At 57.3% G+C, this 14,250-nt stretch carries 12 protein-coding genes; 11 read left to right on the forward strand and 1 reads right to left on the reverse strand.

The features are described from left to right. The 10 genes from radA to ACP6EK_RS05975 all read left to right on the forward strand — a co-directional run bounded on the left by radA (position 1) and on the right by ACP6EK_RS05975 (position 10,790). Entirely contained in the window at positions 1-1,356 is a 1,356-nt protein-coding gene (gene radA, locus ACP6EK_RS05930) for a DNA repair protein RadA (RefSeq protein ID WP_438314050.1), read from the forward strand. A gap of 149 nt (positions 1,357-1,505) precedes the next feature. Further along, positions 1,506-2,540, forward strand: a complete 1,035-nt coding sequence (locus tag ACP6EK_RS05935) for a PIN/TRAM domain-containing protein (protein ID WP_438314053.1) — start codon at positions 1,506-1,508, stop codon at positions 2,538-2,540. Further along, the gene (gene ispD, locus ACP6EK_RS05940; protein ID WP_438314056.1) at positions 2,537-3,262 is read left to right on the forward strand and encodes a 2-C-methyl-D-erythritol 4-phosphate cytidylyltransferase; all 726 of its coding nucleotides are present in this window, start codon (positions 2,537-2,539) and stop codon (positions 3,260-3,262) included. The genes ACP6EK_RS05935 and ispD overlap by 4 nt, the downstream gene beginning before the upstream one ends. Beyond that, positions 3,244-3,732: a 2-C-methyl-D-erythritol 2,4-cyclodiphosphate synthase gene (gene ispF, locus ACP6EK_RS05945; RefSeq protein ID WP_017889074.1), complete on the forward strand. Its 489-nt coding sequence runs from the start codon at positions 3,244-3,246 to the stop codon at positions 3,730-3,732. Before ispD ends, ispF begins: the two co-directional genes overlap by 19 nt. After that, positions 3,690-4,448: a septal ring lytic transglycosylase RlpA family protein gene (locus ACP6EK_RS05950; RefSeq protein WP_438314059.1), complete on the forward strand. Its 759-nt coding sequence runs from the start codon at positions 3,690-3,692 to the stop codon at positions 4,446-4,448. Before ispF ends, ACP6EK_RS05950 begins: the two co-directional genes overlap by 43 nt. Then, complete coding sequence (gene gltX, locus ACP6EK_RS05955) at positions 4,433-5,908, forward strand: glutamate--tRNA ligase (protein WP_438314062.1); 1,476 nt, start codon at positions 4,433-4,435, stop codon at positions 5,906-5,908. Before ACP6EK_RS05950 ends, gltX begins: the two co-directional genes overlap by 16 nt. Continuing rightward, positions 5,874-7,307: a cysteine--tRNA ligase gene (gene cysS / locus ACP6EK_RS05960; protein WP_438314064.1), complete on the forward strand. Its 1,434-nt coding sequence runs from the start codon at positions 5,874-5,876 to the stop codon at positions 7,305-7,307. Before gltX ends, cysS begins: the two co-directional genes overlap by 35 nt. Then, complete coding sequence (rlmB, locus tag ACP6EK_RS05965) at positions 7,304-8,059, forward strand: 23S rRNA (guanosine(2251)-2'-O)-methyltransferase RlmB (RefSeq protein ID WP_438314067.1); 756 nt, start codon at positions 7,304-7,306, stop codon at positions 8,057-8,059. Before cysS ends, rlmB begins: the two co-directional genes overlap by 4 nt. 50 nt (positions 8,060-8,109) lie before the next feature. Further along, a complete protein-coding gene (gene rlmD / locus ACP6EK_RS05970) occupies positions 8,110-9,489 on the forward strand; it encodes a 23S rRNA (uracil(1939)-C(5))-methyltransferase RlmD (protein ID WP_438314070.1) in 1,380 nt (459 codons plus the stop codon). Positions 9,490-9,563: 74 nt separating this feature from the next. Continuing rightward, positions 9,564-10,790: a pyridoxal phosphate-dependent aminotransferase gene (locus ACP6EK_RS05975; RefSeq protein WP_438314073.1), complete on the forward strand. Its 1,227-nt coding sequence runs from the start codon at positions 9,564-9,566 to the stop codon at positions 10,788-10,790. Positions 10,791-10,865: 75 nt separating this feature from the next. On the opposite strand, the gene ACP6EK_RS05980 is transcribed toward ACP6EK_RS05975, so the two are convergent. Continuing rightward, the gene (locus ACP6EK_RS05980) at positions 10,866-11,783 is read right to left on the reverse strand and encodes a DMT family transporter (RefSeq protein ID WP_438314076.1); all 918 of its coding nucleotides are present in this window, start codon (positions 11,781-11,783) and stop codon (positions 10,866-10,868) included. 89 nt (positions 11,784-11,872) lie between these two features. On the opposite strand from ACP6EK_RS05980, the gene ACP6EK_RS05985 reads away from it, so the two are divergent. Continuing rightward, positions 11,873-14,077 (forward strand): methyl-accepting chemotaxis protein, encoded by a 2,205-nt coding sequence (locus ACP6EK_RS05985; protein ID WP_438314078.1) that lies wholly within the window; start codon positions 11,873-11,875, stop codon positions 14,075-14,077. The last annotated feature ends 173 nt before the right edge of the window (positions 14,078-14,250 follow it).

Here is a 14,250-nt window from a genome sequence, read left to right on the forward strand (position 1 = left end):
ATGAGATATCTCTGCAGTGAATGCGGGTATTCCACCCCCAACTGGATGGGGCGCTGTCCCCAGTGCGGAGGGTGGAATACTTTTTTTGAGGAGAAAACAGAGCGAAAACCCAAAAAACCAGCATCCCCTCCGGGAATTGTCCCTGTACGCCTCTCCGAGGTGAGCGAGGCGAACCTTCGGGAGTACCGCCGCTTCTCTTCCGGTATCGGAGAGGTCGACCGGGTCCTTGGAGGGGGAGTTGTGGAAGGATCGCTCATTCTCCTCAGCGGGGATCCGGGCATTGGGAAGTCCACGCTTCTTCTTGAAATTGCCGAAAACGTCGCCAGGGTGGGCAAAACGGTGCTCTATGTCTCCAGCGAGGAATCCCTTGCCCAGGTCTATCTGAGGGTGAACCGCCTTGGTTTATCCAAAACACCCCACCTTTTCCTCCTCTCCTCTGACGCTTTCGAGGACATCCTCGGCGCCATTGATACCCTTTCTCCTCATCTTTTGATTGTCGATTCCATTCAGAACCTCTCCCGGCAGGAGAGCGACTTCCTTCCCGGAAGCGTGGCGATGTTACGGGAACTGAGCACCCAGTTCATGGGAATCGCCAAAAAGCGCGGCATTGCCTGCATCCTTGTGGGCCATGTCACCAAGGAGGGTGTGGTTGCTGGGCCGAAGACTCTGGAGCACCTTGTGGATGTGGTACTGTATCTTGAGGGAGACCCCAACCGTCCGCTGCGGATGCTCCGGGGAATGAAGAACCGTTTTGGGTCTACCCAAGAGGTGGGGCTTTTAGAGCTCGGGGAGGAGGGATTTGTGGAAGTAAGCGATCCCTCCCTGTACTTCCTCCTTGACAGTGAGGGGTTTCGTCCTGGAGTGGCCCGAACGGTTCTTGCAGAGGGTAAAAGGGCCATGGTGGTGGAGATTCAGTCTCTCGTCCATCCGAGCTCTTTTGACTTTCCTCGACGGGTGAGCCTGGGCATTGACCTCAACCGGCTGCACCTCCTCCTTGCGGTGGTGGAGAAAAACACGAGAATACGCTTTTCCCGACACGACGTCTATGTGAGCATCGCCGGGGGAATCCGTACTCTCGAGACGGGCCTTGATCTCGCCCTCTGTGTCAGTCTCGTCTCCTCTCGCTTAGAGAGGGAGGTCCGCAAGGATACCGTGTTCTGCGGTGAGGTCGGTCTTGGAGGCGAGGTGCGGTCGGTACCCCTTCTTGAGCAGCGCCTTCAGGAGGCACTTCGGGTAGGCATACGCCGGGCTGTCCTGGCGCGGGGGCAGAAAGTTCCGCCCCGCCTTGCAGGTATTGAGTGCGCCTTCTGTGGTCACATCCTCGAGCTCTTCGAAAAGGAAGGGCTCAGACCGTAATCGGTATCCCCCCTTTGTGTCCTCTCTGGTGCTTACGACCCTTGCTTCCTGGGGAAAATTGGTATAATGGAGGAAGGAGCGTCTTTTTTCGGAGGTTTTCGTGATGCTGGGATGTGGGTTTCTCAAGAAGCGGGGCGGAGGTGTTGGGTATGGGGAAGGTGGTTTCCCTGGTGTTCTGTGCTTTGCTGGCAGGATGTGTCTTCATGCTTTCCTTCTTTCTTGCTCCATGGTCTTCTCGTCTGTGGAATACGCTCTTTGCCCTTTTTGCCGCTTTAGGGGTGATGGTGGTCAGCATGCGGTTTGTGAAACCCCTGGAAAAGGCCTTCACTGTGGTGGGAGGGGTGCTTTCCCGGACTTCGGCAGTCGACATCCTCGTTGGTCTTGGAGGGCTCATTGTCGGACTGGTTATTGGGGTCCTCCTGACCTATCCGATATCCTTTTTGCCCTTTAAGAATGCGGCACTACCGCTTGTGGTGACCATTATCTGTGGGGCTCTTGGTCTTGCGATTTTTCTCCTTCGAAAGGATGACATTGTGTCCCTCCTCACCGGTCTTCCCCGGGTGCGGTTTTTGCGAGGTCAGGGGGCAACGGGGAAAATCCTGGACACCAGTGCCATTGTGGACGGGCGAATCGCGGATATCTGCAGGACGGGCTTTCTCGAGGGAGAACTCCTGATCCCCCGCTTTGTGCTCCGGGAACTCCAGCAGGTTGCGGATTCTCAGGACCCTCTCAAGCGGAACCGTGGTCGGCGCGGTCTTGACATCCTGAATAGAATGAGAAAGGAAAAGAAGGTCAACATCCGCATCATTGATCGAGATTTCCCTGATATCCGGGATGTGGATGCCAAACTCATCAAGCTGGCGAAAATCATGGGGGCACGGGTCATCACCAACGATTTCAACCTGAACAAAATTGCCGAGCTTGAAGGTGTGGAAGTCCTCAACATCAACGAGCTCTCCAACGCCCTGAAACCCTATGTGCTTCCAGGTGAAGAACTCCGGGTCCAGATTATTCGAGAGGGGAAAGAGGCGGATCAGGGTGTGGGTTACCTTGACGATGGGACGATGGTGGTGGTGGAGGAGGGGAAAAAGTACATCAATGCCACCGTGGATACGGTTGTCACCAGTGTCCTGCAGACTCCCGCGGGACGGATGATTTTCGCCCGCCTGAAAACGAAAGGGTGAGACCTCTGGGTTCGTCGTTTTTCGCCGTGGTGGTGGCGGCAGGAGTTGGAGAACGAATGAATGCTGCTTTGCCCAAGCAGTATCTTCCGCTCCTTGGAAAGCCAGTTCTGGCGCACACCCTTGAAGCTTTTGAACGGTTTGAGCCCGTTACCGAAGTCACCGTGGTCATTCATCCCCTGCACGAGAAGATTTTCGAGCGGGAGATTCTCGAAAGATACCGTTTCCGCAAGGTCAGACGGTACGTGTTTGGTGGTGCCACGCGCCAGGACTCAGTGTACGAGGGAGTGAAGGTGTACCGGGACCATCCTGAGGATTTCGTCCTCATCCACGATGGGGTGCGACCGCTGGTGGGGGAGGAGGTTCTGTGGCGGTGTGTGGAGGGGCTGAGGAAACACGAGGCCATATGTGTGGCCATTCCTTCTGTGGATACCCTAAAGCTCTCCCTCGATGGGCAGACGGTGCAGAAGACCCTGGACCGCAGGACCGTATGGCGGGCTCAGACGCCTCAGGCGTTTCGTGTGGGCCTCATCCTTCAGGCCTTTGAGCAGGCCAGGAAAGAGGGTTTTCAGGGGACCGATGATGCCTCGCTTGTGGAACGTCTTGGGGTTCCGGTATACCTTGTCCTGGGGTCGGAGGAGAACCTGAAAATCACCACTCCTCAGGACTTTCTCCTGGCTGAGGAGATGCTCCGCTTCAGAGTGCGATGGTCCCGTACCGGGTAGGCCTGGGATACGATATCCATCCTCTTGTTGAGGGGCGCAGGCTCGTTCTCGGGGGTGTGCTCATCCCCTTTGAACGGGGACTTTTGGGTCATTCTGACGGAGATGTGGTGTGCCATGCGCTTATGGACAGTCTCCTTGGGGCCTGTGGTCTTGGAGACATAGGGGAGTTTTTCCCGCCTCAGGACCCGAAATGGCGTGATGCGGAGAGCATCAGACTCCTTGAGGACGTGGTGGTGAGGGTTCGGGAAAAAGGGTGGGACATCGGGAACGTGGATGTCATGCTTGTTGCCGAAAAACCCAGAATTGCCCCCTTTGTGGCCCGCATCCGGGAAAGCCTTGCCCGGGTTCTGGGTGTGCCTGAAGAGCAGGTTGGTTTCAAGGTCACGACCAACGAGGGCCTCGGGAGCATTGGAAGGGGTGAAGGAATGTGCTGTTTTGCCGTCAGTCTCCTGGTGCAAAGGAAGCCGTAGGAATTTTGCTCCTTGTGGTGTTTGGGGTTTTTGTCGCGGCACCGTCTGCGCAGGCGCAACCAAAACTCTCTCTTGCGGAGGAACGGGGTGTTTTCGTCATTCTCGCTGATGGACGGGTACTGTTGCGCGTTCGCTTTCGCGGGTCCTATGCTTCCTGCGAGGAGCGGGCAAAAGCCATCCTCAAACGGCTCCAGGAGGTGTTCGCCGCTTCGTGGAAAAGTCCTCCCACTTTTCGCATTGTGCGGGAGCAAAGCGGGGCTTTCAGTGCGTTCTGCGGTGGAAAAAGGCTCTTTTCCGTTTTCTGGGAGGATGCTCGCTCCAACTCTTCCAATCCGCTGGACCTTGCCATCCTGTGGTTGAACGAAGTCCAGATGGCCTTTTACGGGGTATCCGAAGGAACATGCGAGGTGGAGAAGGCGTTCACCGGTCTTGCCTCTTTTTGCCATCCGAAATTCGATGGGCGAAAGACCTCCTCAGGTGAGACCTACAGCTCATACGCCTTCACCGCGGCGCATCGAACCCTTCCCCTGGGGAGTGTGCTCCTGGTGACCAATCCCAGGAACGGGAAGCGCGTGGTAGTGAAGGTCAACGATCGTGGTCCCTGGCGGAAGAACCGGGTGGTGGACCTCTCCCTCGTCGCGGCGAAAGCTTTGGGGATTGAAGGGGCAGGAGTGGACAGTGTCCGTATCGAGGTGATTCGGTGGAAGAAAAGGTGAGGACCCGCTTTGCGCCAAGCCCCACAGGATTTTTGCACCTCGGGAGCGCACGCACAGCACTCTTCAACTGGGCCTTTGCCCGGAAAGCAAAGGGAGCATTTGTGCTCCGAATCGAGGACACCGACCCCCTTCGATCGCGGGAAGAATTCGTTCAGGCCATATGTGGGGATCTGGCCTGGCTTGGTGTGGATTGGGACGAGGGTCCCGACAAGGGAGGACCCTTTGGCCCCTACCGTCAGTCGGAACGGAGGGCGATTTATGAAGAATTCTTGAGGAAGCTCCAGAGGAAAGGGTATGTCTACCCCTGTTACTGCACCGCCGAAGAACTGGAGAGGGAACGGGAAGAAGCCCTTGAGGAAGGTCGACCACCCCGGTACTCCCGCCGCTGCCTCTTCCTCACTCCCAAGGAGCGGAGGATTCTTGAGAGGGAAGGCCGGAGGCCTTCATGGCGTTTTCGTGTTCCCCTGGGGAGAACAGTCACCGTCGAGGATCTGGTGCGAGGACGGGTGAGCTTCGCCACCGATGCGCTCACCGACGTTATTCTCGTGAGACCAGACGGTCTTCCCACGTACAATTTCGCCTGCGTGGTGGATGATGCGCTCATGCGTATCACCCATGTTCTGCGGGGGGAAGAGCACCTTCCCAATACGCCTTACCAGGTGCTCCTGTACGAGGCTTTGGGATTTCCACCTCCCCTCTTCGCCCATGTTCCCGTCATTCTCTCCCCGGATGGGGCAAAGCTGAGCAAGCGATCCGGGGATACGAGCCTTCGCTTTTTCCGGGAAGAGGGTTTCCTTAAGGAAGCGCTCCTCAACTACCTCCTGACCCTTGGGCATTCCTTCCCCGGGGAGAAAGAACTTCTCCCTCAGGAAGAACTCGTTGCACTTTTCGACCTCCGGAGAATACGCAAGAGCAACGCAATTTTTGACATCGCAAGGCTTACCTGGATGAATCGGGTGTATCTGCGGGAACTCCCCCTGGAAGTTCTGAGGGAACGGGTACGGGCCTTTGCAGGGACAATGTGGGAAGCGTGGGAGAAAACCCTTGGAGAGGAACGTCTCCTCAGGCTCCTTGCGCTCTTTCAGGAGGAAGCCTCGACCTTGAAAGACCTCGTACTTTCTCTCTCCCTTGCCCTTGGGGAGACAAAGGCCCTGGCAGGGGAAAACAAGGCCCTCCTTCCCACGATTTCTCTGGTGCTTTCCAGGATTCCTGAGGATACCTTTGCAGACGAGACACACCTTCGGGAGGAACTCCGTAGGGCACAGAAAGAGAGCGGCATTCCTCCCCGGATGTTCTATCGTACTTTGCGGGTTCTCCTCATAGGGCGGGAGGAAGGGCCAGAACTCCACCGCCTTCTCTGGGCTCTGGGGAAAAGGAGGGTGCTGGAGAGCCTTGAGCAATTCACTCAAAGAGTAGGGAGTGACCATGGAGATTCGACTCTTCAATACTCTGACCCTTGAAAAGGACGTTTTTGTTCCGGTTGAGCAGGGGAAAGTTCGTTTCTACGTGTGCGGTCCGACGGTGTATGACCTCATCCACATCGGGAACGCCCGGGTTTTCGTGCTCTTTGACGCCCTCCGGAGGTTCCTGGAACAAGTGGGCTATGAGGTGCTTTTTGTTCAGAACTTCACCGATATCGATGACAAGATTATCCGGAAGGCTCAGGAACTTGGGAGGGACCCGAAAGAAGTGGCCGAGCAGTACATCGCAGAATACTGGCATGACGCTGAAGCGTTGAGGGTGCGACGGGCAACGGTGCATCCCAGGGCTACGGACCACATCCCTGAAATCATTGCCCTTATCAGGAAACTTGAAGAAAAGGGCTTCACCTATGTGGTCGACGGGGATGTCCTCTTTGACGTCTCTCGCTTTCCCCACTACGGGAAGCTCTCTCGAAAACGCATTGAGGAGCTCCAGGAAGGCGCCCGGGTAGAAGCCCGGTACGCCAAGCGGAACCCGGCGGATTTTGTACTCTGGAAGAGCGCAAAACCCGGTGAGCCCTTCTGGGAGAGCCCCTGGGGGAAGGGTCGCCCTGGCTGGCACATCGAGTGTTCAGCGATGGCCATGAAGTACCTTGGAGAGACACTGGACATCCATGCTGGAGGAGTGGACCTTATCTTCCCGCACCATGAGAACGAAATTGCCCAGAGTGAGGCGGCCACGGGGAAGCCCTTTGTCCGGTACTTCCTCCACAACGGGTACGTCAACATTCACGCCGAGAAAATGTCCAAATCCCTGGGGAACATCATCACGGTCCGCGAGCTCACAAAAAGGTATAACCCCAAAGCCCTGCGCCTTGCCCTCTTTGGCACCCATTACCGCAATCCCATCAATATCGACGAAGCACTTCTTGAGTCGTCTGCGCAGTTTCTGGAGCGGACGAAGAACTTCCTGAGGAACTTTGCCTTTATCCGGCGTAAGGTTCGGGAAAACCCGCGGTGGCAGGCCGAAAGAGAAGGTGATGTTGTTGGGGAAGTTGAGAGATTCTCCTCGCTTTTTTTCAGAGCGCTGGCCGACGATTTCAACACGCCTCAGGCCCTGGGGGTTTTAGGGGATTTCATGCGCTTCGGTAACCAGTACCTTCTCCCGGCGCGGGGACGATGGAGCGAGGAAGCCCTCGAGGCGATGGCTGCTTTTCTTGACACTGTGGAGGAGATTCTCGGTATTGTCCCCTGGGAAGAAGTGGGGGCTGAGGACCGGGAGGTCCAGGAACTTGTGGAGGAACGGGAGCAGGCCCGGAGAGCAAGAAACTGGGCACAGGCTGATGCTCTGCGGGAACGCATTAAGGCTTTGGGGTATGTGGTTGAGGATACTCCTCTTGGGCCCCGCTGGTACAGGCAGGAGGAAAAGGAAGCGTGACGGAGTACATTTACGGGCGGCATCCGGTCTTTGAGGCCCTTCGGGCCCGGCGCCGGGTGTTCGAAAAACTCTTGCTTGCGAGGAACACCCACGGGGACCTTGTGCGACGTATCGAAAGCCTTGCTACAAGTCTTGGAGTTCCTGTGGAACGGGTGGAACACGAGGTTCTGGAGAATCTCGTGGGGAGGGATGCCGTCCATCAGGGAGTTGTTCTCCTCTGTGGGGAGAAGAAGGGTTTTTCCTGGAAGGACCTCCTTGAGCGTGCTCGGAATCGACGGGACGCCCTGGTGCTCTTTGTGGACCGGGTGGAGGACCCGAGGAACCTCGGAGCCATCATCCGGACGGCCGCTTTTTTTGGTGTCGATGGGGTTGTGGTGAGCAAAGCCCGTTCGGCGCCGCTTGGTGCTCAAGCGGTGAAGGCTGCTGCAGGGGGCCTGGAGGTTGCGGAAGTCATCCAGGTGAACAACTTTACCGAAATTGTACGTGCTTTCCAGGAAAAAGGCTTTGTCATCGTGGGTCTTGAGGTGGATGGGGAGCAATGCATCTGGGACATCGACCCTGGCCCCTTTCCGGTTGGCCTTGTGGTGGGTGGGGAGAACGAGGGCATCCGGAGGATTGTTCGTTCCCTCTGCGATTATACGGTGCGGATTCCCGGGAAAGGATTGGTTTCCTCCCTCAACGTTTCTGTAGCCACGGGCATTGCGCTCTATGAGGTGATTCGGCGGAGGAATCGTTCTACGAAAACATCTTGATGCGCATTGCATCAGAAAGACAATTGGCTGAGTGAGGAGGCTTCAGTGTGGTGAAGGAACTCAGTGTGCGAAGGGGCGATGTTTTCGAGGGAGAGGTGCTCGATTTTGCGCTCCCGGAATGCCAGGGAGTTCTGAAGAGAAACGGCTTTGTGGTCTTTGTTCCCCTCGTTCTTGAGGGCGAATTCTGCCGGGTGGAGGTCGAAAAGGTCAAGCGGAGCTTTGCCACGGGAAAGGCCCTTGAGGTACTCAGGACTTCCCCTGCCCGCGTCACCCCTCCCTGCCCGCATTTCCTTGAGGGGTGTGGGGGATGCCAGTTGCAGTTTGTCCAGTACGAGGAGCAAGTTCGCTTGAAAAGGAAGCACGCTCTAAACATCCTCGAGCGCATTGGGGGAGTTGCTCTAGAAAAAGTTCACTGTGAGGAGTTTGTCCTCTCCCCCCGGGCTTTTGAGTACCGAAACAAAATGGAGTTCACCTTTGGGGAGAAAGACGGCGAGCTTGTACTTGGTCTTCGTCCGGCCAACCGCTTCTGGGACGTTGTGGACCTTAAGACGTGTCTCCTTATGCGGCGGGACCTTGTGGAAAGGCTCCTTGAATTCACCAGGGAGTACGGGAAGAAACACCGGATCCCCGGGTACGACCCGGTGCAAAAAGTAGGGGTTTTGCGGAACCTCCTTGTGCGGTACAGTCCCACAACCGGTGAGCTCCTTGTGGGTCTTGCCACGAGGAGTTTCGACCTCCCGGAAAAGGCATTCCTCGTGGGGACGCTCCGGGAGATGTTCCCAAAACTGCGGGGGATTGTGCACATCGTCAACAATTCCCCGGCCAGCGCACTGATTTTTGAAGAGAAACACGTTCTCTGGGGGGAACCCTACTTTTTTGAGAACGTTGGCCGCTTGAGTTTCCGGGTCTCTATCGAGAGTTTCTTCCAGGTGAATTCCTTGCTCTGCGAAGCGCTGTACGCCAAGGTTCGGGAGTACGCCCTTGCCGATGGCCCGGTGACGACTGCTCTTGACCTCTACTGTGGTGGAGGAGGTATTGGCCTTTTTGTGGCCGATGCAGTGGAGAAGGTCGTGGGAGTGGAGGAGAACCCCAAAGCTGTGGAAGACGCCTTTGAGAACGCAAAAAGGAACGGCCGGACGAACTTCACCTGTATCTTAGGAAGGGTGGAGAAACTCCTCGCCTCTTCGCGCTTCCATGTGGATGTGGTCATCGTGGATCCTCCCCGGGCAGGCCTTGACAAGAAAGTCGTCCAGCGAGTGTCTTCCCTTGCCCCGAAAAAGGTGGTCTATGTGTCCTGCAACATCGGAACCTTTGCTCGGGATGTGGCCCTTTTCAGAGACCGGGGGTATAACCTGATGAAGCTGGCGTTCTTCGACCTCTTTCCCCAGACGCCGTATTTTGAGACGGTGGCGCTCCTTGTTCAGAGGTGAGAAAAATCGCCACAAGGTCTTGCAAAAGCCCGTAAAGCCCAGTAAAGTATTGCCAACAGGGCAGGTGAAAGGGTATGAGAATCACGGAGGGTATAAAGAAGGTCGCCAATCTCAAGGCTTGCGTGGCGGATCGGGTTTGCCGGCTCCGGGGGGAGGGGGCTTTTGAGATTCTGGCACTCGTGAAACAGCTCGAGAAGCAGGGCAAGGACATCATTCATCTTGAAATTGGGGAACCGGACTTCGATACTCCGGAGAACGTGAAAGAGCGGGCAATTCAGGCCATCCGCGAGGGACACACGTACTACGTCCCTTCTGCCGGGATAGACGAGCTCAGGGAAGCGGTCTGTGTGTACATGAAAAGGAGCCGGGGTATTGATGTTTCCCCGGAAGAAGTTATCATCACCCCCGGGGCAAAACCGGTGATTTTCCTGAGTTTCCTTCTCCTCCTCGAAGAGGGCGATGAGGTCATCTATCCGGACCCGGGTTTCCCTGCTTACCGTTCGATCATCGACTTCGTCGGCGCGAAGGCCGTTCCGCTTCGTCTCCGGGAGGAGAACGACTTCCGGGTGGATGTTGAGGAGCTCCGGCGCCTGGTTACTCCCAGGACGAAAATGATCGTTCTGAACTCTCCCGGGAATCCTACGGGGTCGGTTCTGACCCGTGAGGACATGGCGGAAATCGCCCGTATCGCCGAGGAAGAGGACCTTCTCATTTTCACCGACGAGGTCTACAGCGAAATCATCTATGACGAGCCCCATGTGAGCATCCTCCAGTTTCCCGGGATGAAAGAGCGTACCATTCTCCTTGACGCTTTCTCGAAGACCTTTGCCATGACCGGATGGCGCCTGGGATACGCCGTTCTCCCCAGAGAACTCGCTCCCCTTCTTGCGCTCCTTGTGACGAACTCGAACTCCTGCACCTGCACCTTCACCCAGATGGCGGGAGTGGAAGCACTCCTCAATGGCGAAGACGCCGTCCGGAAGATGGTTGCCGAGTTCCGCCGCCGCAGGGATTTCCTCGTGGAGCGTATGCGGGAGATTGAGGGCTTGACCTTTGTGAAACCCCGGGGTGCCTTCTACATCTTCCCGAACATCACCGCCTTCGGGCTTTCCTCTCAGGAGATGATGCGCTATCTCCTTGAGGAAGCTGGGGTCGCTACAGTACCGGGGACGGCTTTTGGAGAGTACGGAGAAGGGTATATCCGGATTTCGTTCTCCAATTCCCTTGAGAACCTTGCGAAAGCCATGGACCGGATTGAGGAGGCTCTGAAAAAGCTCAGACGGGGAGGAGAAGGGGCATGAAGATTGTGCTTTCGGAATTCAAGCGAAAGGGAAGCCCTCTGAGTCGGGCGGAGGAGCAAGCGCTTTTGCAGAAAATCATCGACCTTCTCTGCCTCGAGGGTCTTGAGTTTGAGCTAAAAGTCGAGGAGATGGAACGCCAGGACTGAGGCGTAGCTGCGTGGTGAGGATGCCAAGGAGAATGAGGCTGCATCCGGCGATGCCTCGCCCTGTGAGGCGTTCCCCAAAAAGGAGATACGAGAAAAGCGCGGCGAAGACCGGCTCGGCAACGAACACGATCCCTGCATGGGTTGCAGAAGTGTAGCGCTGGGCAACCTTCTGCACGGTGAAGGCGATTCCCGTTGCCACAACGCCAAGGAACACGATGCTCCCCCAGGCGGAAAATCCCTGGGGGAGCATGCGTTCTTCCCCGAAGAGAGCCCCGGAAAGCGCGCTGAAGAGCGCCACTGCTCCCATTTCGACGGTCGCCAGGGCAAAGGCGTCGTTGCTTTTTGCGAACTGCTCAACAAGGACAATCTGCAGCGCATAGGCTACCGCTCCGAGGAAAGTCAGGAAGTCTCCCACGGAAAGTGACGTCTCCTCTCCGTCCCCACTGGTCAAAAGGAAAAGCCCAAAGAGCGCAAGGGCAATGCTTGCAGGAAGCGTCCTCTCCAGCCGTGTCCGAAGGATCACGAGGGCGAAAATCGGCACGATGAGCGTGCAGAACCCGGTGATGAACGCCGAGCGTGCCGGAGTGACGTAAAGAAGCCCCAGGGTCTGGAAAAGGTACCCCAAAAAGAGCGCTCCCCCAAGGAGCGTCCCGGAAAAAAGCACCCTGAAGGTCTTCGGTCGGGAAAAGACGAGAAGCACCCCGAAGGCCACGAGGAACCTCCACAAAAGTATGGCCAGGGGAGGGGTGCTCGCGAGGAGGTGCTTCACGGTCACAAACGTCCCTCCCCAGATAACGGTTACCCCAAGGAGAGCGAAATCGGCAAGGAGAGTTTTCCGCTCAATCATGGCGGTATTGTAGCATAGGAGCGCTAAAAGTTTCGGGGAAGGTGACGATAATAAGCGGGTAGAAAATATGCGGAAAGGAGGAGTTGCCTATGCCAGAGGAGAAAGCACGTCTTGCCTTTGGTGTGCGGGGAAGGCTCCTTGCGTTCTTCCTCCTTGTGTCCCTTGTCCCCCTTGCTGTCCTCACATGGCTCAGCACCACGCGTTTTCAGAACACCCTCATGGAGTGGGAGTTTGAGAACGCCGAAGTCATCGTCGAGAGAGTCGCCAAGGAGCTTGCCTCAACCCTCTCGAGGAACATCGAGTACGCCCACTTTCTCGCAGAAGACCACACATTGACCTCCCCGGAGATGCCCCCTGAGGAGAAGTCCCGGGTTCTCGCCGAGTTCGTGAAGGACCACCCCCTTGCGCTTTCTGCTTCCCTCACGGACGCCTCGGGCATCCAGGTTGCCGATTCAACGGGAAAAGTGGGTGAGGACAAAAGCGACCTTGAGTGGTTCCAGGTCCCCAAAGCGACAGGGAAACCGTACCTGAGCGACATCCGCCTCTCCCGGGATCTTGGGGTGTACGTTCTCAACGTGGCTGCCCCCGTGTACGACAGGGACGGGGTATTCGCCGGCGTCGTCACCCTGCGCCTCGATGCCGCGAAAATCAGCGAAGAAATCACCCAGGGTGTTCGCCTTGCCCAGACCGGGTACCCGTACGTGTACTGCGCAAAGCACAAAGACATCGTTGCCCACCCTGATACGTCCCTTGTTGGGAAAACCCTTGAGGAGCTGGGCCTTGGGTTCCTCAACGAGCCCCTGCAGAAAGAAAAAGGGACCGTGCGGTACACCTTCCGGGGAGTGGAACAGTTTGGGGTCTTTGCGAAAGTCGAGCCCTATCGGTACTTCTCGGGGGACAACTGGAAGGACTGGCGGGCTGTGGGCGTATTCCCCGTTCAGGAAATCCTTGCCCCCGTCCGGGCACAGGTACAGTTTGCCCTCCTCCTTCTTGCCGTTGTGGGGGTTGCCGTGGCGCTTGTTGCTTTCGTTTTGAGCGGAAGCTTTGTGGCCCCTGTGAAGCGCATGGTGGTGCACCTTGAGCGCCTTGCCCAGGGAGACCTCACCGCTTCGGTGGAGGAAGCGCACCTGCGCCGCAGAGACGAGTTTGGGGTGATGGCCCAGGCGTTTGCCGGGATGGTCAAGCGGTGGCAGAGTGTCGTCGGGAGCGTGGTGAACCACGCCATGACCCTTGCCGCCTCAAGCGAAGAGCTCACCTCCTCGGTAAGCGAGGTCTCCCGGGCAACCCAGGAGATTGCCAAAACCATTGCCCAGGTTGCCGATGGAGCAAACCGCCAGGGAGAGGAGCTCCAGAAGCTCAACGAGAGGGTCCATGAGGTGAGCGATGAGGCGAAGAACATCGAGGAACTCTCGAAGAAGAACCTCAACCTCCTTGAGGTGACGCTCAGAGAAAGGATTAGGAAGAACGCCGAAGCCCTTACCGAGGTCACGAAGAACATCGAGGAGGCGGTGCGGGAGGGTGGAAGCGTTGCCGATGAGGCAGAGAAAGGCCGGGGGGCCTTGAGCCTCCTCGTGGAGAACATCGGACGCATCGCCCAGATCTCCCAGGAGGTGGGCCAGAGCATCGCTAAGCTCGAGGGCCGCTCCCAGGAGATTGGACGGATTGTGGACGTCATCACCGGGATTGCGGAACAGACGAACCTCCTTGCTCTCAATGCCGCGATTGAGGCCGCAAGAGCCGGAGAGGCCGGAAGAGGCTTTGCGGTGGTGGCCGAAGAGGTGCGGAAGCTCGCCGAGGGCTCAGCCCAGGCGGCCCAGCAGATTGCTCAGCTCGTCGCCGAAATCCAGAAGGACACCCAGGATGCCGTGCACCGCATGGACCGGACAAGCGCCGAGGTGGCAGAAGGCGTCTCCCAGGCCCAGAACGTGGTCCGGGGGCTCCAGAACATCATCAACGCCATCGGAAAGGTCCGGGAGGCCATTGCCCGGATCAGTGCCTCCCGGGATGTCCTCGAGGGGACCCGGAGGGACGTAGAGGGGGTGCAGAACGAGGTCATCCGCTTCTTTGGGGACATCGCCAGGGCTGTGGCATCAATCACCGAGAACATCGCCGCCATTGCCGAGCAGGTGGCCTCTCTTGCCGCCATTGCTGAGGAGAACGCCGCCTCAAGCGAAGAGGTCTCCGCATCCACCGAGGAGCAGAGCGCTTCCCTTGAGGAGATTACCTCTTCCGTCGAGACCCTGAGTAAAATCGCCGAGGAACTCCAGGAGGCGGTGGCCGTATTCCGGGTGTGAAGGGAAGGACCAGGAAGCCCCGGGGAATTCCCCGGGGCTTTTCCATTCTGCTCTTTGTCTATGGCTCAGAAACTTGCCTCTGGCGAAAACCTCAAGGTGGTTCAAGAACTCTTAGGCCATGCCTCGACTGCCCTCACTCCTGACACCTCCCGCAAGGCTCTGCCGGGATTGAA

The sequence above is a fragment of the Candidatus Caldatribacterium sp. SIUC1 genome (genome assembly GCF_051549785.1).
Taxonomy (GTDB): Bacteria; Atribacterota; Atribacteria; order Atribacterales; family Caldatribacteriaceae; genus Caldatribacterium.

Excerpts from the sequence above, each read along its gene's own strand:
- cysS (WP_438314064.1), top strand. The coding sequence starts at position 5,874 with ATGGAGATTCGACTCTTCAATACTCTGACCCTTGAAAAGGACGTTTTT.
- ACP6EK_RS05975 (WP_438314073.1), top strand. The coding sequence starts at position 9,564 with ATGAGAATCACGGAGGGTATAAAGAAGGTCGCCAATCTCAAGGCTTGC.
- radA (WP_438314050.1), top strand. The coding sequence starts at position 1 with ATGAGATATCTCTGCAGTGAATGCGGGTATTCCACCCCCAACTGGATG.
- ACP6EK_RS05935 (WP_438314053.1), top strand. The coding sequence starts at position 1,506 with ATGGGGAAGGTGGTTTCCCTGGTGTTCTGTGCTTTGCTGGCAGGATGT.
- ACP6EK_RS05985 (WP_438314078.1), top strand. The coding sequence starts at position 11,873 with ATGCCAGAGGAGAAAGCACGTCTTGCCTTTGGTGTGCGGGGAAGGCTC.
- ispF (WP_017889074.1), top strand. The coding sequence starts at position 3,244 with ATGGTCCCGTACCGGGTAGGCCTGGGATACGATATCCATCCTCTTGTT.
- ACP6EK_RS05980 (WP_438314076.1), bottom strand. The coding sequence starts at position 11,783 with ATGATTGAGCGGAAAACTCTCCTTGCCGATTTCGCTCTCCTTGGGGTA.